A 20202-nucleotide genomic window follows, 5' to 3' on the forward strand; every position below is an offset into this window, starting at 1 on the left:
ACAGTTCCCCCCTAATCTCTGCACAGTGACGTGACGGGAGGGGCCGCACCGGCACACCGTCACGACCGGGGGCTCTGGGATCTGGGGGGATCTGTTTGCTGACGTCTGTCTTCATCGCTGCCGTTTCACTGGCCCTGTTCTGGATGGCGGCGTTCACACTGTGGTGGCAGATGCACGCCTGGCGCACGCCGGAAGTGCTCGCCTCCACCCGGTTCAGCAGTCCGGACGGGGACGAGCACGTCTCCTTCTCGCTGCTGCTGCCCGCCCGGCACGAACAGGCGGTGCTGGACCACACGATCCAGCGGCTGCTGGAGTCGAGCCACACCGACTTCGAGATCATCGTGATCGTCGGGCACGACGACCCGGAGACCACCGCGGTGGCCGAGCATGCCGCCGCGCGTGACCCACGGGTCCGGGTCGTCGTCGACACCCACGAGAAGAAGAACAAGCCGAAGGCCATGAACACGGCCCTGCCGCACTGCCGCGGCGACGTCGTCGGCGTGTTCGACGCCGAGGACCAGGTCCACCCCGAACTCCTCGCGCACGTCGACCACGCCTTCCGCACCACCGGCGCGGACGTCGTGCAGGGCGGGGTGCAGCTGATCAACTTCCACTCCAGCTGGTACAGCCTGCGCAACTGCCTGGAGTACTTCTTCTGGTTCCGCTCGCGGCTCCACCTGCACGCGCAGAAAGGTTTCATTCCGCTCGGCGGCAACACCGTCTTCGTCCGCACGGACGTCCTCAGGGCAGCCGACGGCTGGGACCCGGACTGCCTCGCCGAGGACTGCGACCTCGGAGTGCGCCTGTCCAGCGTCGGCAAGAAGGTCGTCGTCGCCTACGACTCCGACATGGTGACCCGCGAGGAGACCCCCGGCTCGCTGATGTCCCTGCTGAAGCAGCGCACCCGCTGGAACCAGGGATTCCTTCAGGTCTACCGGAAGAAGGACTGGAAGCAACTGCCCACCCTCGGGCAGCGGCTGCTCGCCCGCTACACCCTGATGACTCCGTTCATGCAGGCCTTCACCGGCCTGATCATCCCGCTGAACGTGGCGATCGCCCTGTTCCTGGACGTGCCCGTCGGCATCGCCTTCATCACCTTCCTGCCGGCCGTCACCGCCCTGGTCACCTTCGTCTTCGAGATCGTCGGACTGCACGACTTCGGCAAGCAGTACGGGCTGCGCGTCCGCTTCGCGCACTATCTGAAGCTGATCGTCGGCGGCCCCTTCTACCAGGTCCTGCTCGCCGGAGCGGCCGTGCGGGCCGTCTGGCGCGAGCAGCGCGGCCGCAACGACTGGGAGCTGACCAGCCATGTCGGGGCCCACCTCGACGAGACGGCCGGGACCCGGCAGGCCGTGACCCGAGAGGACGTTCCCGCGTGACCTCCACCCTTCCCGCGGTGACCACTCCGAAGGTCCCCGCGCAGCGCCGTCCTGCGCCCCGCACCGGTACGCACCGCAGACCGGAGCCGCCGAGCCGGCTGCGCTCCTCCCGGCCCGACCTGCTCTTGTGCGGTGTCCTCCTCGCGGCGATCCTCGTCGTGCAGGGCTGGAACATCGGCGACTACCCCGCCCTCAGCGACGACGAGGGCACCTATCTCGCCCAGGCCTGGTCGGTCCAGCAGGGCAACGGCCTGGCCCACTACACCTACTGGTACGACCATCCGCCGCTCGGCTGGATCCAGATCGCCCTGCTGACCTGGATTCCCGCGCTGATCAGCCCCGAGTCGATGACGGTGGGCACCATGCGCGCCGCGATGCTGGTGATCAGCGGCATCAGCGCGGTCCTCGTCTACGTGCTGGGCCGGCGCCTCGCGCTGCCCCGCTGGGCCGCCGGGCTCGGCATGGTGTTCTTCGGGCTGTCGCCGCTGTCGGTCGTCCTCCAGCGGGAGATCTTCCTCGACAACCTCGCGGTGATGTGGACGCTGCTGGCCTTCACCCTGGCCGCCTCCCCGAGCCGCCACCTCTGGCACCACTTCGGCGCGGGCATCGCGGCCGCCACGGGCGTGCTCACCAAGGAGACGATGCTCGTCGTCCTGCCCGCCCTGTTCCTCACCATGTGGCGCCACAGCCACCGGGACACCCGCAAGTTCGCCATCACCGGCGCCGTCACGGCCTGCGCCCTGATCGGCTTCTCGTACCCGCTGTTCGCCCTGCTCAAGGGCGAGTTGCTGCCCGGCGCCGGACACGTGTCCCTCTGGGACGGCGTCAAGTACCAGATGACCAGACCCGGTTCGGGCTTCATCCTGGACCAGGGCTCCGGCTCCTGGGGCGTGCTCCGGTCGTGGCTGTACTACGACAAGATCCTGCCCCTCGGCGGCCTCGCGGGCGCCCTGCTGCTGCTCCTCACCTGGCGCTGGTCGGTCACCGCCCGGGCCCTGGCCGGACCGGCCCTGGCCGTGGCGGTCTTCGCCGCGCTCGCCCTGCGCCCGAACGGCTACCTGCCCGCGATGTACGTCATCCAGGCCCTGCCGTTCCTCGCGCTGGTCCTCGCCGGAGGTACCGCCTCCGTCGCCCACGCCGTGCTGAGCCGCTGGCGCTCCGAGGCGGAGAAACGGTACGTCAGTGTGAGCCGGTACGCGCTCGCCGCCGTCCTCGCCCTGGCCGCAGGCGCCTACGTCGTGCCCCGCTGGTACGACGGCGCGCACACGGCCGTCACCACCGACGCCAACGCCCCCTACAAGGCCGCCTCCAAGTGGCTGGCCACGGAGGTCGAGGACCCGGAGCGCACCCGGGTGCTGGTGGACGACGCCCTCTGGCTGGACCTGGTGCACCAGGGCTACCGGCCCGGGCTCGGCGTCATCTGGTTCTACAAGGCCGACCTCGACCCGGCGGTGACCAAGACGATGCCGCGCGGCTGGAAGGACCTCGACTACGTCGTCGCCTCGCCGACGGTGCGGCGGGACGCGGCCGACCTGCCCAACGTCAAGGCCGCCATGGAGCACTCGGACCCGGTCGCCACCTTCGGCACCGGCGAGGACCGCATCGAGATCCGCCAGATCCAGACGTCCGCCGGAGGCGCGCGATGAGCCAGGAGTCCACCGTCCCCGGCGAGGTCGTCGAGACCACCGAGATCCCCGAACCGGGCGCCGTCACCATCGTCGTACCGACGTTCAACGAGTCCGCGAACGTACGGCAGTTGCTGCGCCAGATCACCGAGGCCGTCCCGGCCCGGCTGCCCTGCGAGGTCGTCTTCGTGGACGACTCCACCGACGACACGCCCGAGGTCATCGAGAAGGCGGCGCAGGACTGCCCGTTCCCGGTGACCGTGCTGCACCGCGAGGAGCCGGTGGGCGGGCTCGGCGGCGCGGTCGTCGAGGGGCTGAAGGCGGCCACGTCGGACTGGATCGTCGTCATGGACGGCGACTGCCAGCACCCGCCGGCCCTCGTGCCCGACCTGGTCGCCACCGGCGAGCGGGCGAACGCCGGGCTGGTCGTGGCCTCCCGGTACATCAAGGGCGGCAGCCGGGCCGGGCTCGCGGGCAGCTACCGGGTGGCCGTCTCGCGCGGGGCGACCTGGCTGACCAAGGCGCTGTTCCCGCGGCGGCTGCACGGCATCAGCGACCCGATGAGCGGCTTCTTCGCGATCCGCCGCAGCGCGGTCACCGCCGAGGTCCTCCAGCCGCTCGGCTACAAGATCCTCCTCGAACTCGCCGTCCGCAGCCGCCCGCGCACGGTCACCGAGGTGCCGTTCGTCTTCCAGGACCGGTTCGCCGGGGAGTCCAAGTCCACCGCGCAGGAGGGCCTGCGCTTCCTGCGCCACCTGGCCGGGCTGCGCGCCGCCTCGCCGGTCGCGCGGATGATCGGGTTCGGCCTGATCGGGCTGACCGGCTTCGTGCCGAACCTGCTGGGCCTGTGGGCGCTGACCGCCGCCGGCATGCACTACGTACCGGCGGAGATCCTCGCCAACCAGCTCGGCGTCGCCTGGAACTTCGTGCTCATCGAGCACCTGCTGTTCCGCGAGCGGCGCCGGCACCGGCGCTGGTGGGACCGGGCCGGACGGTTCGCGCTGCTCGCCAACGCCGATCTGGTGCTGCGCATCCCGCTGATCGCCCTGTTCGTGCACCAGCTGCACCTGGGCGTGCTGTCGGCCACCGCGCTCGCGCTGGTGACGACGTTCGTCCTGCGCTTCGCCGCGACCGAAGCGCTGGTCTACCTGCCGCGCCGGGGACGTGAGAAGCCCGGGCGCGACAGCCGCACCGCAAGGAGAGCCGCGTGAACCTACGTCGCAGAACGACCGCACTCCTGTCCGTGGCGGGCCTCACCTCGGGCCTGCTCCTGACCGCACCCCAGCCCGCCTCCGCCGCCAACCTCATCAAGAACCCCGGCTTCGAGACCGCCGGAGCCGGCGACATGCCGTACTGCTGGGAGAAGTCCGGCTGGGGCGACAACGACTTCACCTTCACCACCACGGCCGACGCGCACACCGGCTCCAAGGCCATGAAGGTGGAGCTGACCCGCCGGGTCGACGGCGACCGCAAGGCGCTGATCACCGAGTCCGCCGCGTGCGCGCCGGTGGTGACGCCGGGCAAGCAGTACGACCTCGGCCTCTGGTACAAGACGACGACCCCGGACGCGGCGATCACCCTGTTCCGGCACGACACCACGGCCGGCTGGCAGTACTGGACCGACCTCAAGACCCTGGACCTCGCCGGGGACTGGACCGAGGCCACGGTCCGCACCCCCGAGGTCCCGGCAGGCACCGACCGCATCTCCTGGGGCGTCTCGGTCTACGGCACCGGCTCCGCCACCACCGACGACTACACCATGGACCAGGTCCCCGACCCGGTCCTGCCACCGGAGTGCACCGGCACGGCCGAGCAGTGCGCGAACGGCAAGTGGGACGTGCTGCCCACGCAGAACCCGGTCCGCTCGATGCACTCCGTCGTCCTGCCGGGCGGCAAGGTGCTGCTGATCGCCGGCTCCGGCAACGACGAGTCGATGTTCGAGGCCGGCACCTTCACCTCCGCCGTCTACGACCCGGCGAACGGCTCCTACAAGATCATCCCCACGCCGAAGGACATGTTCTGCGCCGGGCACGTCCAGCTCCAGGACGGCCGGGTGCTGGTGATGAGCGGCAACAAGGGCTACCCGACGGCGGACGGCCGGATCGGCTACCAGGGCTACAAGGACTCGTACATCTTCGACCCGGAGACCGAGACCTACACCAAGACCAACGACATGAACGACGGCCACTGGTACCCGTCGGCCACGATCCTCGGCAACGGTGACGTCATCTCCTTCGGAGGTCTGCGCGAGGACTCCACCGGCTCGGTCGCCGCCGAGCTGTTCTCCGAGGCCGAGCAGCAGTGGCAGCCGCTGTGGAAGGTCAACCAGACCTGGTCGTACTGGGGTCTGTACCCGTCGATGATCCTTATGCAGGACGGCCGCCTCTTCTACTCGGGCAGCCACGTCTTCGGCAACAACATCCCGGGCACGGGCTCGGCGATCTACGACTACGGCGCCAACACCACCACCCAGGTGCCCGGCCTGCGTAACAAGGACGAGCGCGACCAGTCGGCCAGCGTGCTGCTGCCCCCGGCCCAGGACCAGAAGGTCCTCACCCTCGGCGGCGGCAACATCGACTCCAACCCGGAGGCGAACCGCCTGACCGACATCATCGACCTCAAGCAGCCGAACCCCTCGTACGTGGCCGGGCCGCCGATCCCGCAGGGCACGGTCGACATGGGCAACGGGCCCGTCCCGCAGACCGGGAACCAGGGCAAGATGTACGTCTCCGCCGTGCTCCTGCCCGACGGCAAGGTGCTGGAGACGGGCGGCGCGCTGCACAACCGGGCCAACCCGGTCTACGAGACGTCGATCTTCGACCCGGCGTCGGAGACCTTCGACCCGGTGGCCGTCGACCCCGAGGCGCGCGGCTACCACTCCTCGGCGTTCCTGCTGCCCGACGGCCGCGTGATGACCACCGGCGACAACCCGGGCAACGGCACGTGGAACCACGACGTGTCGGTCTACAGCCCGCCCTATCTGTTCAAGGGCCCGCGCCCGCAGATCACGTCCGTCATCGACACCGAGTGGAACTACGGCGACACCCAGCGGATCACCGTCGACCGGCCCATCGCCAAGGCCGAGCTGATCCGCCCGGCCGCCGTCACGCACTCCTCCGACCCGAACCAGCGGTTCGTGGACCTGCCGCTGTCGGTCGACGGCAACAACGTCGACCTCAACGTGACGAGCAACCCCAACCTGGCCCCGCCCGGCTGGTACATGCTCTTCGCGGTCGACGCGAACGGGGTGCCGTCGGTGGCGAAGTGGGTGCACCTCCAGGGCCCGCAGGCCCTGAAGGCGACGGACGCCTCGGCCCACGTCCACGACTTCGCCGACGCACCGAAGGGCAAGGTCGCGGGGCCCGGCAAGAAGCGGGTGTCGCAGAAGGTCAGCCCGACGGTCTCCGGCTGCGACCGCCACTACGGCTCGATCAACGTCTGCGTGCCGACGGACTTCCCGGCGGAGGTGAAGAAGACGACCGCCGCCCGCTGCGAGTGGCTCAAGGCGAACGACTACGGCCGCCTGAAGGTCAACGGCAAGGACGACCCGCTGAACCTGGACCGCAACAGGGACGGCATCGCCTGCGGCAAGGGTGATGTGAAACGCGGTTAGCCGCGGCTGCGGGACTCCGCCAGGGCGCGCTCCACGATGGCTTCCAGCTGCTCGTGGTGCGCGCCCTTCCAGTACGCCCGGCCGCAGGCCGCGCACCGTGCGAACACGTCGTACGACCGGTGCGTGCCCTGCTGCAACTGGTCCGCCACCTCCTCCTTGGAGGCCTTGTGGAGCATCCCGTTGCAGGCGGTGCACCGTGTCCAGGGGAGCAACTCGGGCTCGAACCGGTCCAGTACGTCCCGCAGCTGCTCTTCCGGCCGGGTGCTGTACACGAACGCCCCCGCCCACAGCTCGCGGCGCCGCAGCAGCCCCCGGTCGCGGCTCAGCATGACCCGCCGCTCCGCCGCCGAGCGAGCGGCCAGCGCCGGGTCGCCGATGTCGGTCGACTCGTAGGCCGTGTCCACGCCGAGCAGGCGCAGCCGGCGGGCCAGCGTGCCGAGGTGCACGTCGAGCAGGAAGCGCAGGGGAGCGCCCGGGACCCGCTGGGGGCGCGTGACGGTCCGTACGGTCACCGACTCCCCGGCCGCCGGGACGTGCGAGACGGGCACCTCGCGGCCGTCCACGAGCAGCGCGCCGACCTCGGTCAGCGGCACGCCCAGCGACTCGATGACATGGCCGAGGCCGGCGGCGCCGTCGGTGGCGGCCCGCACGGTGCCGTCACGGCGGGCCCGGGGGACGAACACGTGCAGCTCGGGGGCGAACTCGACGTGGATCTCAGGACCGTTCACCAGGTCAGGATGTCACGGCGACGGGCACCGGCCTCAGGGTTTTCCGCCCGGCAGGCCGTGCTCCATGACGTCCAGGGCGCGGTCGACGAGGTCCCGGATGTCGTCCCGGTGGCCGGTCTCCGCCCAGTACTGGGAGACCTCCATCAGCCCGCCCATCACCGACATGGCGAAAACCCGTAGCTCCAGGCTGCCGGGATCGCGCCCGGAGCGTTCGGCGAGGGCCTCGCGGAGCAGCCGGCCGGTCGACGCCATGCTCTCCATCATGCGGGCGCGCACGGCCGGGACCTCGACCCCGAGCCGGGTCCGCAGCCGCGTCACCTCGGGCTCCTCGGCGAGGCTCAGGTCGAGCGCCGTGCGCATCACGTGCCGCAGGACGTCCGCCCACGACTCGTCCCGCGGCCGGGCCCGCAGCTCCGCCATCATCACCGGGTCCCACTCGTCGGTGATGACGATGTCCTCCTTGGTCGGGAAGTACCGGAAGACGGTCGACGGCGACACCTCGGCGCGGTCCGCGATCTGCTCGATCGTCGTGGCGTCGTAACCCTGCTCCTCGATCAGCGCGTACGTGGCGGTGCGGATCGCCTGGCGGGTCTTGATCTTCTTCCGCTCCCGGAGTCCCAGCGGGGGCCGGTCGGCGGGGGTGGTGCGCGGGGCCGTCATGAAGGTCATTGTCGGGCATCGGCCTCGGGCCCGGCCATGGCCGGGCTGTCGACAGCGGCCATTGAATGAAAGTGACTGTCACATGGTCGTCACTGTCAATCGAGAGGGCTACCCGTGCTGGTACGCCACCAGCGAGATCCCCACGTAGTGCGCGATGAAGGCGGCCAGGGTGAAGGAGTGGAACACCTCGTGGAAGCCGAACCAGCGGGGTGACGGGTTCGGCCGCTTGATGCCGTAGACCACGCCGCCTGCGCTGTAGAGCAGGCCGCCGACGATGACCAGGACGAGGACGGCGATGCCGCCGGTCCGCATGAAGTCCGGCAGGTAGAAGACGGCCGCCCAGCCCATCGCGATGTAACACGGCGTGTAGAGCCAGCGCGGGGCGCCGACCCAGAAGACCCGGAAGAGGATGCCGGCCACGGCCGCGGCCCAGATGCCCCACAGCAGCCACTGACCCTTCGCGCCGGGCAGGAGCAGCATGGTCAGCGGCGTGTACGTGCCCGCGATGATCAGGAAGATGTTGGCGTGGTCCAGCCGGCGCAGGACGCCGTCCATGCGCGGACTCCAGTCGCCCCGGTGGTACAGCGCGCTCACGCCGAACAGCAGGCATGCCGTCAGGGCGAAGATGCCACAGGCGATGCGTCCTCTGGTGGAGTCGGCGAGCGCGGTCAGCACCAGGCCCGCGACCAGAACGGCCGGAAACATGCCCAGGTGCAGCCAGCCGCGCAGCTTCGGCTTGACCGGATGCGGCAGGGAGAGCGCCTGCGGACCGTGGCCGTCGGCCGCCGAGTCCGTGGGCGCGTCGGGGACGAACGCAGTCATGGCCGAATGGTAGCTACGGAACCGTAAGTGGCGCGTCGGTGCCGTCGATTGACCGGTGAAGAGTGGCCATCCTCTCACCCCGGCCCGGGGGTGGTCACGCAAACGAACGGTCAGGTGAACGCAACGTGCACGCAAAGCGGGCGCGAGAAACCGTGGCGAGCCTCACGTTGCTCACCTGTGCGCTCCTCTGGACAGATGGGCGCGTACGTCGGATGATCAAATGAGTGCGGTCGGCACCGGATGAGCGCCAAGATCCACCGAAGCATCCGGGTCGCAGCCCCCACGGGGCCTCCACATCACAAAAAATCCCTCATTTAGGAGCAATCGTGGCGCGCGATATCGCGGCTCCCACCGTCCCCACCACCCATCAGGGGCTGATCTCGTGGGTCAACGAGATCGCTGAACTGACGCAGCCGGACAACGTGGTCTGGTGTGACGGATCCGAGGCCGAGTACGAGCGACTGTGCGAGGAGCTCGTCGAGAAGGGCACCTTCCGCAAACTCGACCCGATCAAGCGCCCCCACTCCTACTACGCGGCCTCCGACCCCACCGACGTCGCCCGGGTGGAGGACCGGACGTTCATCTGCTCCGAGAAGGAGGCGGACGCCGGTCCGACCAACCACTGGAAGGCCCCCGCCGAGATGCGGGAGATCTTCCAGGGCTCCGGAGGCCGGGGCGGTCTGTTCCGCGGCTCGATGCGCGGCCGGACCATGTACGTCGTGCCCTTCTGCATGGGCCCGCTCGGCTCGCCGCTGTCCGCGCTCGGTGTGGAGATCACGGACTCGGCCTACGTCGCCGTCTCGATGCGCACGATGACGCGCATGGGCCAGGCGGTCCTGGACGAGCTCGGCTCCGACGGCTTCTTCGTCAAGGCCGTGCACACCCTGGGCGCCCCGCTGGAGCCCGGCCAGGCGGACGTCCCCTGGCCCTGCAACCAGACCAAGTACATCTCGCACTTCCCCGAGGACCGCGAGATCTGGTCCTACGGCTCGGGCTACGGCGGCAACGCCCTGCTCGGCAAGAAGTGCTACGCCCTGCGCATCGCCTCCGTCATGGCCCGTGACGAGGGCTGGCTGGCCGAGCACATGCTCGTCCTCAAGCTGACCCCGCCGCGCGGCGAGGCCAAGTACGTCGCCGCGGCCTTCCCGAGCGCCTGCGGCAAGACCAACCTCGCCATGCTGGAGCCGACCATCCCCGGCTGGACGGTCGAGACCATCGGCGACGACATCGCCTGGATGCGCTTCGGCGAGGACGGCCGGCTCTACGCCATCAACCCCGAGGCGGGCTTCTTCGGCGTCGCGCCCGGCACTGGCGAGCACACCAACGCCAACGCGATGAAGACGCTGTGGGGCAACTCCGTCTTCACCAACGTCGCCCTCACCGACGACAACGACATCTGGTGGGAGGGCATGACGGAGGAGACTCCGGCCCACCTGACGGACTGGAAGGGCAACGACTGGACGCCCGAGTCCGGCGTCCCGGCCGCCCACCCCAACGCCCGCTTCACCGTCCCGGCCTCGCAGTGCCCGATCATCGCGCCCGAGTGGGAGGACCCCAAGGGCGTGCCGATCTCGGCGATCCTCTTCGGCGGCCGCCGCGCCACCGCCGTACCGCTGGTGACGGAGTCCTTCGACTGGAACCACGGCGTCTTCCTCGGCGCCAACGTGGCCTCCGAGAAGACCGCCGCCGCCGAGGGCAAGGTCGGCGAGCTGCGCCGCGACCCCTTCGCGATGCTGCCGTTCTGCGGCTACAACATGGGCGACTACATGGCCCACTGGGTCGACGTGGCCAAGGACAAGGACCAGTCCAAGCTGCCGAAGATCTACTACGTCAACTGGTTCCGCAAGGACGACGAGGGCAAGTTCGTCTGGCCCGGCTTCGGTGAGAACTCCCGGGTCCTGAAGTGGATCGTGGAGCGCCTGGACGGCACGGCCGAGGGCGTCGAGACGCCGATCGGCATCCTGCCGACCAAGGACGCCCTCGACACCGACGGCCTGGAACTGGCCGACTCCGACCTGGAGTTCCTGCTCACGGTCGACAAGGAGGTCTGGCGCGAGGAGGCCGCCCTGGTCCCCGAGCACCTCAACACCTTCGGCGACCACACGCCGAAGGAGCTGTGGGACCAGTACCGCGAGCTGGTGCGGCGCCTGGGCTGACCAGCCCCCAAGACTCCGCGGCCGGCTGGAACCGACAGTGCCCTGACCAGCAACATCGTCACGGCCGGCCGCGGTGACAGCACCACCGAAGGGCAGGGGTTCGCACAACGGCGTGCGGGCCCCTGCCTTTTCGGCGTTTCGCGTCGCGCCGCCTTGCCCACAGAATCTTCACACCTGTTTCATGCTCCCTGCAGGCGCCTCACCGGTCCCGGTGAGGCCCTCGATCCAGCCTGTGGGGGGCACAGTTGAACACCGCACACCGTTCCAGACGTCTCGCGGCCACACTCTCCGCCGCCTTACTCGCGGGGACCGGCCTGACCGTCGCCGCCGCGCCCGCGGCCCACGCGGCCTCCGACGCCGTGGTGAAGCTGCCGATCTCGTCGTACTCGGCGCTGGCCGTGGACAACGTCCACCAGCGGATCTTCGTGGCGGACAGCAACGTCGGCTACTACCTCAACTCCGGCACCATCGCCGTCTACACCTTCGAGGGTGAGCGCCTCACCACCCTCACCACCAACCAGGCCCATGTCTCCGGCCTCGCGGTCAGCGCCGACGGCAGCAAGCTGTACGCGGGCCTGCGCGACCGCATCGAGGCCTACGACACCACCACCTTCCAGCGCACCACCGTCTCCGCCGCCAACACCGACACGTGCGGCCGGGAGGTCGCCCAGTCCGGCGGCCAGACCTGGTTCACGACGCCGTACGCGTCCTCGACCTCCCAGTGCGCCACCGCCGAGACCCAGCTCGACGGGATCGTGAACGGCGTGCACACCCGCACCGGCTGGAACGACTACGGCGATCTGCTGCTGGAGGCCGGGGCCGGGGACCGCATGCTCATGGGCCAGCCGCTCAACGCCAAGGCGGCCGACCCCTTCCTCGCCGTGTACGACACCGGCAGCGGGACCCCCGTGCGGGGCGCGGCGCGGCGCTTCGCCGACGGCCAGGGCAACGGCGCCCTGAACCTCAAGGACCTGGCCTTCTCCGCCGACGGCGGCAAGGTCGCCGTCGCCGACGCCACCGCGGGCACCCGGCTGCTGAACACCGACGACCTGTCCGACGCGGCGACCGGCTACCGGGCCCTGCCCGAGGGGGCCACCGCCAGCGCGGTCGCCTTCGGCGGCGACGGCAAGTACATCGCGCGCGGAGCCGCCGCCACCGGTGCCGTCCCCGACCTGCTGGTGCAGCCGGCCGACCCGGACGATTCCACCACTCCGCTGGAGTTCGTCTTCGAGGGCAGCCTCGACGGGGACCGGGTCGTGCCGCGCGGCATGGAGTGGTCGTCCGACGGGTCCCGGCTGTTCGCGGTCACCACCAACGCGGCGGGCGGCCAGTACTGGCTGCACATCATCAAGCCGCCCGCCGTCCAGTACGACACCCGCTTCACCGGCGGGCTGACCCACAGCCCCGGCGGGGCCGTCGCCGGGGAGCCGCTGGCCGTGCGCGGCAAGCTGGAGCTCGACGGCCCCGCCCCGACCGAGCCGCTCAAGGTCAAGGCCACCCGCACCGATGCCGACGGCACCCACGACCTGGGTACCGCGACCGTGAAGGCGGACGGCACCTTCACCGTCCTCGACGAGCCCGGCCTGGTCGGCGAGGCCACGTACACGGTGTCGTACCTCGGTGACCTGACCCACCGCCCGGCCACGGACGTCACCCACACCGTGTCCGTCGGCAAGGCGCCCACCGCGATCGCGCTCACCGCCCCGGAGGAGGCGAGCATGTCCGGCGGCATCGAGATCACCGGAACGTTCACCGCCCAGGGCAAGGCGCTGCCCGAGCGGGCCGTGCTGAAGGTCGTGCGCGAGGACCGGCTCGGCACGGGCACCCTGTCGTCGGTCACCGTCGGGGCCGACGGCACGTTCACGATCAACGACGTGCCGCGCACCCGCCGCGAGGTGACCTACACGGTCAGCTGGCCGGGTGACGACCTGCACGAGGGGTCGACGGCGTCGGCGGAGGTGTACGTCAGGCGCTGAGGTCCGCTCCGACCCGGTTTCCGGCAGGCATGGCGGAGGCCGGGCGGGGGTACCTGAAGGCCCTCACGGAGGGGTGATGGCGCCCGGTCCGCGCGTCGCTGCGGGTGCGCGCGGACCGGGGCCGCAAAGGGAGCCCGAAGGGCTCAGCGGGACGCGAGTTCGCGCGGCTCCAGAGCCGCCGTGTGGGCGTCCATCCGCTCGGCGGCCAGGATCGCGGCCGCCGTGTCGGCGCGGGAGGCGGCGACGACCAGCGCGCGTCCGGCCAGGGCGTGCGCCCGCCGGTGCAGGGCCGCGGCGCTCCGCTCGCGCCGGGTGCCCGCCACCCGGGCCGGGGCGTGGCCACCCCTCAGCCGGCCCACCTGCTCGGCGAGCCGCTCCGCCGCCGTGTCCAGGTCGGCCGAGGTCTGCGTCGCGCGCAGCTCGTCCGTGACGGCGAGCAGGGCGGCGAGGTGGCCCGCGAGCTGGATGTCCAGCTCTTCCTCGCGGGAACGGTGGGGGAAGTCGGGGTTGGGGCCGTCCACCGTGCTGTGGACCGACTTGGTGCGGATCGGTTCGTACATGGGAGGGCCTCCTGAGTGCTTACAGGAAACCATCCTAGCTTAGATTTCGTCTAAAGTTGAGTTGTTCACAAAACAGGACTGCCCGCGCACATAGCGTGAGCGGGCAGTCGGGTCAGGCGGGGCCGGGCGGGATCAGGCCTGGCTGTAGCCGTCCAGGAAGTGACCGATCCGCCCTATGGCATCGGTCAGGTCCCCGACCGTCGGCAGGGTCACCACCCGGAAGTGGTCCGGCTCCGGCCAGTTGAAGCCCGTGCCCTGGACGACCATGATCTTCTCGCGCCGGAGCAGGTCCAGGACCATGCGGCGGTCGTCCTTGATCTTGAAGACCTTGGGGTCGAGGCGAGGGAAGAGGTAGAGCGCGCCCTTGGGCTTCACGCAGCTCACGCCGGGGATCTGGGTCAGCAGCTCGTACGCCGTGTCCCGCTGCTCGCGCAGCCGCCCGCCCGGAAGTACCAGGTCGTTGATCGTCTGGCGCCCGCTGAGCGCCGCGACGACTCCGTGCTGCCCGGGCATGTTCGCGCACAGGCGCATGTTCGCCAGGATCGTCAGGCCCTCGATGTAGGAGTCGGCGTGGGCGCGCGGGCCGGAGATCGACATCCAGCCGACCCGGTAGCCGGCCACCCGGTAGGCCTTCGACATGCCGTTGAAGGTGAGGGTGAGCAGGTCCGGGGCGACGGAGGCGGTCGGGGTGTGCGTGACCCCGTCGTAGAGGATCTTGTCGTATATCTCGTCGGAGCAGACGAGCAGGTTGTGCCGGCGGGCGATGTCGGTCAGGCCCTTGATCATCGCCTCGTCGTAGACGGCCCCGGTCGGGTTGTTGGGGTTGATGATCACGAGCGCCTTGGTGCGGTCGGTGACCTTGCGCTCGATGTCGGCGAGGTCCGGCATCCAGTCGGCCTGCTCGTCGCAGCGGTAGTGCACGGCGGTGCCGCCGGACAGGGAGACGGCGGCGGTCCACAGCGGGTAGTCGGGCGCGGGCACGAGGACCTCGTCGCCGTCGTCCAGCAGGCCCTGCATCGCCATCACGATCAGCTCGGAGACCCCGTTGCCGATGAAGACGTGCTCGACGTCCGTCTCGATGCCGAGGGTCTGGTTGTGCATGACGACCGCCCGGCGCGCGGCCAGCAGGCCCTTGGCGTCGCCGTAGCCGTGTGCCGACGACACGTTCCGGAGGATGTCCTCCAGGATCTCCGGCGGGCACTCGAAGCCGAACGCGGCCGGATTGCCGGTGTTCAGCTTGAGGATCCGATGCCCGGCAGCTTCCAGTCGCATCGCCTCCTCGAGCACCGGGCCCCGGATCTCGTAACAGACGTTGGCGAGCTTGGTCGACTGGATCACCTGCATGTGTGGGAGCTTACGGCCCGGTAATGGCTCCCGGGTCGTGTTTTCCGCCACGTGAGACGCGGCGATTTGGGTCGATATCGCCGTCCGCTGTCCCACCAGCACCTTCGGTCCCTAGAATTCGCCGCCATGTCCAAGCCATTCGATTACGCCGATGGAGCGACGGGCGGCGAGCCGCAGAGGCCGCCGAACGTGTACCTGCCGCAGGGTGCCTCCCCTCCGGCGTACGACGCGTACGCGGATCCGGCGGCGGCGCACGGCTGGCAGGACGTGTACGACCGGATGGACCCGGCGGCCGCGCCGCGTCCGGGCGCCGGCGCGACGGGCGCGGACGGCGCGGACCACACCGGCGCCCACGCGTACCCCGGCGATGCCGCGGACGGCTCCCGGGCCGGGCAGGTGTACCCCGGCGGCGGTGGGGAGGGTTCCGGCAGGGGTCACGCGTACCCCGGCGATGCGGTGGACGGTTCCGGAACCGGCCATGCGTACCCCGGCGACGGTATGGACGGCTCCCACAGCGCGTCCGCGCACCCCGGCGACGCACTCGCCCGCCCGTACCCCGGTGGCTCGGACGGCGTCGGTGAGACCCGTGAGCTGCCCGTGGTGCCGGGGCCGGGAGGGCGGGTCGGTGCCGGGCATCGTGCCCGGCGCAAGCCCCCCGCTTGGTGGTCGCGCCGCGTGGCGGTCGCCGCCGGCGCCGTGGGTGTCGTGTCGGCGGCCGTCCTCGTCGCCGGGTTCTCCTTCTCCGGTGCGTCTTCCGGCGGGACGCGCGGCGGCGAGGGCGGCCGCTCGGATCCGGCGGGGGAGCAACCGGCGGTGTCGCCCACGGACACCGGTCCGGCGGCGAGCCCCGACGCCCCGCTCGCGGGGCGGCCGGAGCGGTCTGACGGGTCGTCGGGCGCCACCTCCGCGAGCCCGTCGCCCTCGGTCAGCCTGACCCCGTCCGCGTCCGGTACGGACGGTGCCCGGCCCCCGGCCGGCGACGCCACCACCACCGCCCCGGCGGAATCCGCCCCCAGCCCGACCGCCACGGCCTCGGCCCCCGGCAGGCCCGACGGGAAACCCGGGCGCGGCCCCGGCGGCACCAAGGGACCCAAGTGACCGACCCGTAAGGGCGGTTGAGTAGGGTCGGGCAGGACGCCGGGATTCCGGTTGTGGAACAGGTTCTTGTGCCACCCCCTCGCGACGATCACAATGCACATGACAACAGTGCAGGCGGCCGGAGGATTTCCGGTCGCCTCCGTCGCAAGAGGGGACCCCCCATGAGAAAACCTCTCGCCGCCGCGTTCTGCGCCCTGGCGATAGCCGGGGCCGGCGCGGCCCCCGCGACCGCTGCCGATGCCGCCCCCACGGGCGTCGGCAAGGCCGCGGACACGGGCTCGGCCACGTCCGCCGTCTCCGGCGTGGTCACGTCCGTGGAGCAGACGCTGTCCGGCCTCCGCGGTCCGCAGACCAAGGCCGTGAACTTCGCCGGCACCGTCGCGCTCAGCAACTGCTCCGGCTCCGTCGTCCGCATGCCGGACGCCGAGGACAACGACCCGGCGCTCGTGATGACCAACGGCCACTGTCTGGAGTCCGGATTCCCCGGCCCCGGGCAGGTCCTCGTCGACAAGGCCTCCAGCCGTACCTTCAGTCTGCTCAACGCCTCCGGCTCGCGCGTCGCAACCCTGCGCGCCGCCAAGCTCTCCTACGGCACGATGACCGACACGGACGTCGCGCTGTACCAGCTCACCACCACCTACGGGCAGATCAAGAGCTCGTACAACATCAACGCGCTGACGCTGAGCGACAGTCACCCGGTCGCCGGCACCGCCATCGGCATCCCCTCCGGCTACTGGAAGCGGATCTACAGCTGCAACATCGACGGGTTCGTGCCCACCCTGAAGGAGGGCGACTGGACCTGGAAGGACTCGGTCCGCTACACCTCCGCCTGCAACACCATCGGCGGCACGTCCGGCTCGCCCGTCGTCGACCAGGCCACCAACAAGGTCGTCGCCGTCAACAACACCGGCAACGAGGACGGTGAGCGCTGCACGGTGAACAACCCCTGCGAGGTCGACGCCAACGGCACCGTGACCGTGCGCAAGGGCATCAACTACGCCCAGCAGACCTACGGGATCCCGGCCTGCTTCGGGATCGACAGCAAGCTCGACCTGAGCGCGAGCGGCTGCACGCTGCCCAAGCCGTAGGGCCTGTCGTTTGGATCAGGTCGGCCGAGAGGGACAGCGCCTCTCGGCCGACCTGAGCGAGGCGTGGTGCGTGCAGATGCAAGGCGGAGGAGGGCGTCAACGCGGAGCGTTGACAACCGACGACAACGCGGCAGATGTGCGTGCCACGCCCCGCGACGCCGGCATGATCCAAACGACAGGCCCTGGGGCAGGGTGCCGGCCGGGCGGTCACGCGGGAGGAGTCCTGCGGACCGCCCGGCCCGCCAGCACGTCCGTGCGCCGGCCGTCCTCGATCACGAACCGGCCGTCGACCAGGACATGGGGGATGCCCGTCGGGAGCGTGCGCGGCTGCGCGAAGGTGGAGCCCGCCGCGACCGTCGCCGGGTCGAACAGCACCAGGTCGGCCTTGTAGCCCTCGCGGACCAGGCCCCGGTCGGGCAGCCGGAGCCGCGCCGCCGGGCGGGACGTGAGGTGCGCGACGCACTCCTCCAGCGACAGCACCCCCAACTCCCTGACGTAGTGCCCGAGGTAGTGCGGGAAGGTGCCATAGGCGCGCGGGTGCGGCTTCGCGCCCTGGAGGATGCCGTCCGAGCCGCCGGTGTGCACCCGGTGGCGCATGATCTCCCGGACGTTCTCCTCGTGGCCCACGTGCTGGAGGATCGTCGGGGCCAGCCGGTCGGCCAGCAGCAGCCCGCGCGCGGTCTCCCAGGGAGCCTCGCCCCGCCGGTCCGCCGACTCCTGGACCGTCCGGCCGACGAAATCGGCCAGGGCCGGGTCGTTCACACCCGAGATCTCGATCGTGTCCCACTCGACGGGCACACCGTGGCAGCCGTCCGAGCCGGTGACCTCCAGGTCGTGGCGGATGCGCTCCGCCGTGCCGTTCTCCGCCAGCCGCCGCAGGATCTCCTCCGGGCCGCCCTCGCTCGCCCAGCTCGGCAGCACGGCCGCCAGCGTCGTACAGCCCGGTGTGTACGGGTACGTGTCGAGGCTGATGTCGGACCCGGCCGCGAGCGCCTCGTCCAGCAGGGCCAGCAGTTCGGGCGCCCGGCCCTTGTTCACGCCGAAGTTCATGGTGGCGTGCGCGAGATGGAGGGAGCAGCCGGCCTCCCGGGTCAGCGCGACCATCTCCTCGTACGCCTCAAGGGCTCCGGCCCCGTAGGAGCGGTGGTGCGGGCAGTAGTAGCCGCCGTACGACGCCACCACCCGGCACAGCTCCGTCAGTTCGGCGTCCTGCGCGTACATGCCGGGCGTGTACGTCAGTCCCGACGACATGCCGACGGCGCCCTGCTCCATGCCTTCCGCGACCAGCTGCCGCATCCGGTCGAGCTCCTGGTCGGTGGCCTCGCGGTCCTCCCAGCCGACGGCGAGCGCCCGGACGGTGCCCTGCGGGATGAGGTAGGCCGCGTTCACGGCGATCCCCCGGTCCAGCCGGTCCAGGTACTCGCCGACCGACCGCCAGTCGAAGTCGATGTCGTCACCCGGGCCGTTCCACCCGGCGATCGCCCGCCGTACCTCGCCGAGCGTGCGGTCGTCGACCGGCGCGTACGACAGGCCGTCCTGGCCGATGACCTCCAGGGTGACGCCCTGCGCGGCCTTGGCGCTGTGGTCGGCATCGCGCAGCAGCGCCAGGTCGCTGTGGGCGTGCATGTCCACGAAGCCGGGGGAGAGGACCAGCCCTTCGGCGTCCAGCTCCCGGCGCGCCTTCGGCCGCTGGCAGCCGGCCGCGGCGGCCTCCTTGACGATCGACACGATCCGGCCGCCGTCGACGACGACATCGGCCCGGTAGGAGTCCGAGCCGGAGCCGTCGACGACGTCGGCGTCCCGGATGACGAGCTCTTCCATCGCTGACGGCCCTTCTAGAAGAACGTGCGGACGTAGTCGACGACCGTGCCGTCCGCCTCGGCGACGGGGATCAGCTGCCACTTGTCGAACGAGGTGCACGGGTGGGACAGCCCGAGCCCGACCCAGTCGCCGACCTCCAGATCCGCCTCCGGCGTGGTGGCGAGCCAGGCGTGCTGGTCGGACAGGGCCGTCACGGACACCCCGGTGGCCGGGCGCTCGACGCCGTCCCGGCGGATCACCTGGGCGAAGGGCAGGTCGAGGTCGTAGGCCGCGTCCCGCTTGCCCGCGTTGACGAAGGCCTGCTCGGCCGATGGCCGCGACACGACCTGGGTCCACAGCCGGAACGCCGGCTCCAGCGCGCCCTCCTCGGGCACCCGGTTGAACGGGGTCAGCTTGCGGTAGTGGCCGTCGTCGTGCGAGACGTACGCGCCCGAACGCAGCAACTTCAGTACGGGAAGCGACAATTCGGGGATCTCCGCGAAGACCTCGGCGACCGCGTCGAACCAGGCGCTGCCGCCCGCGCTGATCACGATCCCGTCCAGCCCGGTGAAGCGCCCGGCCTTGTCGAAGTCGGCCGCGAGGGCGACCAGCCGCCGCAGCCACGCCGTCACCCGCTCGGTGTCGGCCGTCGGCACCTCACCCTCGTAACCCGCGACACCGACGAGCCGCAGGGTGCGGGTGCCCGCCACCGCGTCCGCGACCGCCGCGCACTCCGCCTCCGTACGCACACCGGTCCGGGCGCCCTCCCCGGCGGCGAGCTCGACCACCACGTCCACGGGGCGGGTGGCGTCCCGGAGCGCGGCGTCCATCAGCTCGACGCCCCGCACGGAGTCGACGTAGCAGATCAGCTCGAAGTCCGGGTCGGCGTCCAGCTCGGCCGCGATCCAGCGCAGGGCCGCCGCGTCGACCAGCTCGTTGGCCAGGAACACACGCCGTGTCCCGAACGCGCGCGCCACCCGCACCTGGTGCGGCACGGCCAGCGTGATGCCCCACGCCCCGTGCTCGATCTGCCGCTGGAACAGCTGCGGGGCCATCGATGTCTTGCCGTGGGGCGCGAAGGCCAGCTCGTGCCGGGCGGCGTACGTCTCCATGAGCTTCAGGTTGTGCTCCAGGCGCTCGGCGGACAGCGCGAGCACGGGGGTGGCGAAGCCGCCGGTGAACAGGTTGCGGCGTTGCGCGGCCAGCTCGCCGACCGTCAGTGCGTCGGCGTCCGGCGGGAGGCCCTTGAAGCGGTGGTCGACGCGCTCTGCGGCGAGCCGGGCGAGGGACTCGGCTGCGGTGTCGCCTGTCATGGAGAACTCCTGATCAGCGGTGTTGCATTTCTTGCAACAT

Annotated in this window: 15 protein-coding genes; 8 read left to right on the top strand and 7 right to left on the bottom strand. The window is 70.9% G+C overall.

Features of this window, described 5'->3' with window-relative positions:
* Positions 1-95: 95 nt before the first annotated feature.
* From HNR57_RS12300 to HNR57_RS12315, 4 genes are read left to right on the top strand one after another with little or no spacing between them, the layout of a single operon-like run.
* On the top strand, positions 96-1379 hold the full coding sequence (locus HNR57_RS12300) for a glycosyltransferase (RefSeq protein WP_184559718.1): 1284 nt from the start codon (positions 96-98) through the stop codon (positions 1377-1379).
* Entirely contained in the window at positions 1376-3025 is a 1650-nt protein-coding gene (locus HNR57_RS12305; protein WP_184559720.1) for an ArnT family glycosyltransferase, read from the top strand. Before HNR57_RS12300 ends, HNR57_RS12305 begins: the two co-directional genes overlap by 4 nt.
* Positions 3022-4215 carry a glycosyltransferase gene (locus tag HNR57_RS12310; RefSeq protein ID WP_184559722.1) on the top strand — a complete coding sequence of 398 codons (1194 nt, stop codon included), beginning with the start codon at positions 3022-3024 and terminating at the stop codon, positions 4213-4215. The genes HNR57_RS12305 and HNR57_RS12310 overlap by 4 nt, the downstream gene beginning before the upstream one ends.
* Positions 4212-6617, top strand: a complete 2406-nt coding sequence (locus tag HNR57_RS12315) for a galactose oxidase family protein (RefSeq protein WP_184559724.1) — start codon at positions 4212-4214, stop codon at positions 6615-6617. The genes HNR57_RS12310 and HNR57_RS12315 overlap by 4 nt, the downstream gene beginning before the upstream one ends.
* Here HNR57_RS12315 and HNR57_RS12320 read toward each other — a convergent pair.
* The 3 genes from HNR57_RS12320 to trhA all read right to left on the bottom strand — a co-directional run bounded on the left by HNR57_RS12320 (position 6614) and on the right by trhA (position 8827).
* On the bottom strand, positions 6614-7345 hold the full coding sequence (locus tag HNR57_RS12320) for a Mut7-C RNAse domain-containing protein (protein WP_184559726.1): 732 nt from the start codon (positions 7343-7345) through the stop codon (positions 6614-6616). The two genes, HNR57_RS12315 and HNR57_RS12320, sit on opposite strands and share 4 nt — an antisense overlap.
* Before the next feature lie 33 nt (positions 7346-7378).
* Entirely contained in the window at positions 7379-8005 is a 627-nt protein-coding gene (locus HNR57_RS12325) for a TetR/AcrR family transcriptional regulator (protein ID WP_376772225.1), read from the bottom strand.
* Between the two features lie 108 nt (positions 8006-8113).
* The gene (gene trhA, locus HNR57_RS12330; protein WP_184559730.1) at positions 8114-8827 is read right to left on the bottom strand and encodes a PAQR family membrane homeostasis protein TrhA; all 714 of its coding nucleotides are present in this window, start codon (positions 8825-8827) and stop codon (positions 8114-8116) included.
* Between the two features lie 326 nt (positions 8828-9153).
* Here trhA and HNR57_RS12335 point away from each other — a divergent pair, with 326 nt between their 5' ends.
* Complete coding sequence (locus tag HNR57_RS12335) at positions 9154-10983, top strand: phosphoenolpyruvate carboxykinase (GTP) (RefSeq protein WP_184559732.1); 1830 nt, start codon at positions 9154-9156, stop codon at positions 10981-10983.
* Positions 10984-11228: 245 nt separating this feature from the next.
* Positions 11229-12959: an Ig-like domain repeat protein gene (locus HNR57_RS12340; protein WP_184559734.1), complete on the top strand. Its 1731-nt coding sequence runs from the start codon at positions 11229-11231 to the stop codon at positions 12957-12959.
* A 143-nt stretch (positions 12960-13102) separates the two neighbouring features.
* On the opposite strand, the gene HNR57_RS12345 is transcribed toward HNR57_RS12340, so the two are convergent.
* Positions 13103-13519, bottom strand: a complete 417-nt coding sequence (locus tag HNR57_RS12345; RefSeq protein ID WP_184559736.1) for an SCO4983 family protein — start codon at positions 13517-13519, stop codon at positions 13103-13105.
* Positions 13520-13651: 132 nt separating this feature from the next.
* Entirely contained in the window at positions 13652-14863 is a 1212-nt protein-coding gene (locus HNR57_RS12350) for a pyridoxal phosphate-dependent aminotransferase (RefSeq protein WP_184559738.1), read from the bottom strand.
* 126 nt (positions 14864-14989) lie between these two features.
* Between HNR57_RS12350 and HNR57_RS12355 the strand changes: the two genes are divergently transcribed.
* Entirely contained in the window at positions 14990-15961 is a 972-nt protein-coding gene (locus tag HNR57_RS12355; RefSeq protein ID WP_184559740.1) for a hypothetical protein, read from the top strand.
* A 161-nt stretch (positions 15962-16122) separates the two neighbouring features.
* Positions 16123-17049 (top strand): S1 family peptidase, encoded by a 927-nt coding sequence (locus HNR57_RS12360; RefSeq protein WP_184559742.1) that lies wholly within the window; start codon positions 16123-16125, stop codon positions 17047-17049.
* 207 nt (positions 17050-17256) lie between these two features.
* Here HNR57_RS12360 and HNR57_RS12365 read toward each other — a convergent pair whose 3' ends face one another.
* Positions 17257-18870, bottom strand: coding sequence for an N-acyl-D-amino-acid deacylase family protein (locus HNR57_RS12365; protein ID WP_184559744.1), 1614 nt, complete (start codon positions 18868-18870; stop codon positions 17257-17259).
* 14 nt (positions 18871-18884) lie between these two features.
* Positions 18885-20162, bottom strand: a complete 1278-nt coding sequence (locus tag HNR57_RS12370) for an amino acid deaminase (protein WP_184559746.1) — start codon at positions 20160-20162, stop codon at positions 18885-18887.
* Positions 20163-20202 lie beyond the last annotated feature (40 nt).

The sequence above is a fragment of the Streptomyces paradoxus genome (assembly GCF_014202475.1).
GTDB classification, from domain to species: Bacteria; Actinomycetota; Actinomycetes; order Streptomycetales; family Streptomycetaceae; genus Streptomyces; species Streptomyces paradoxus.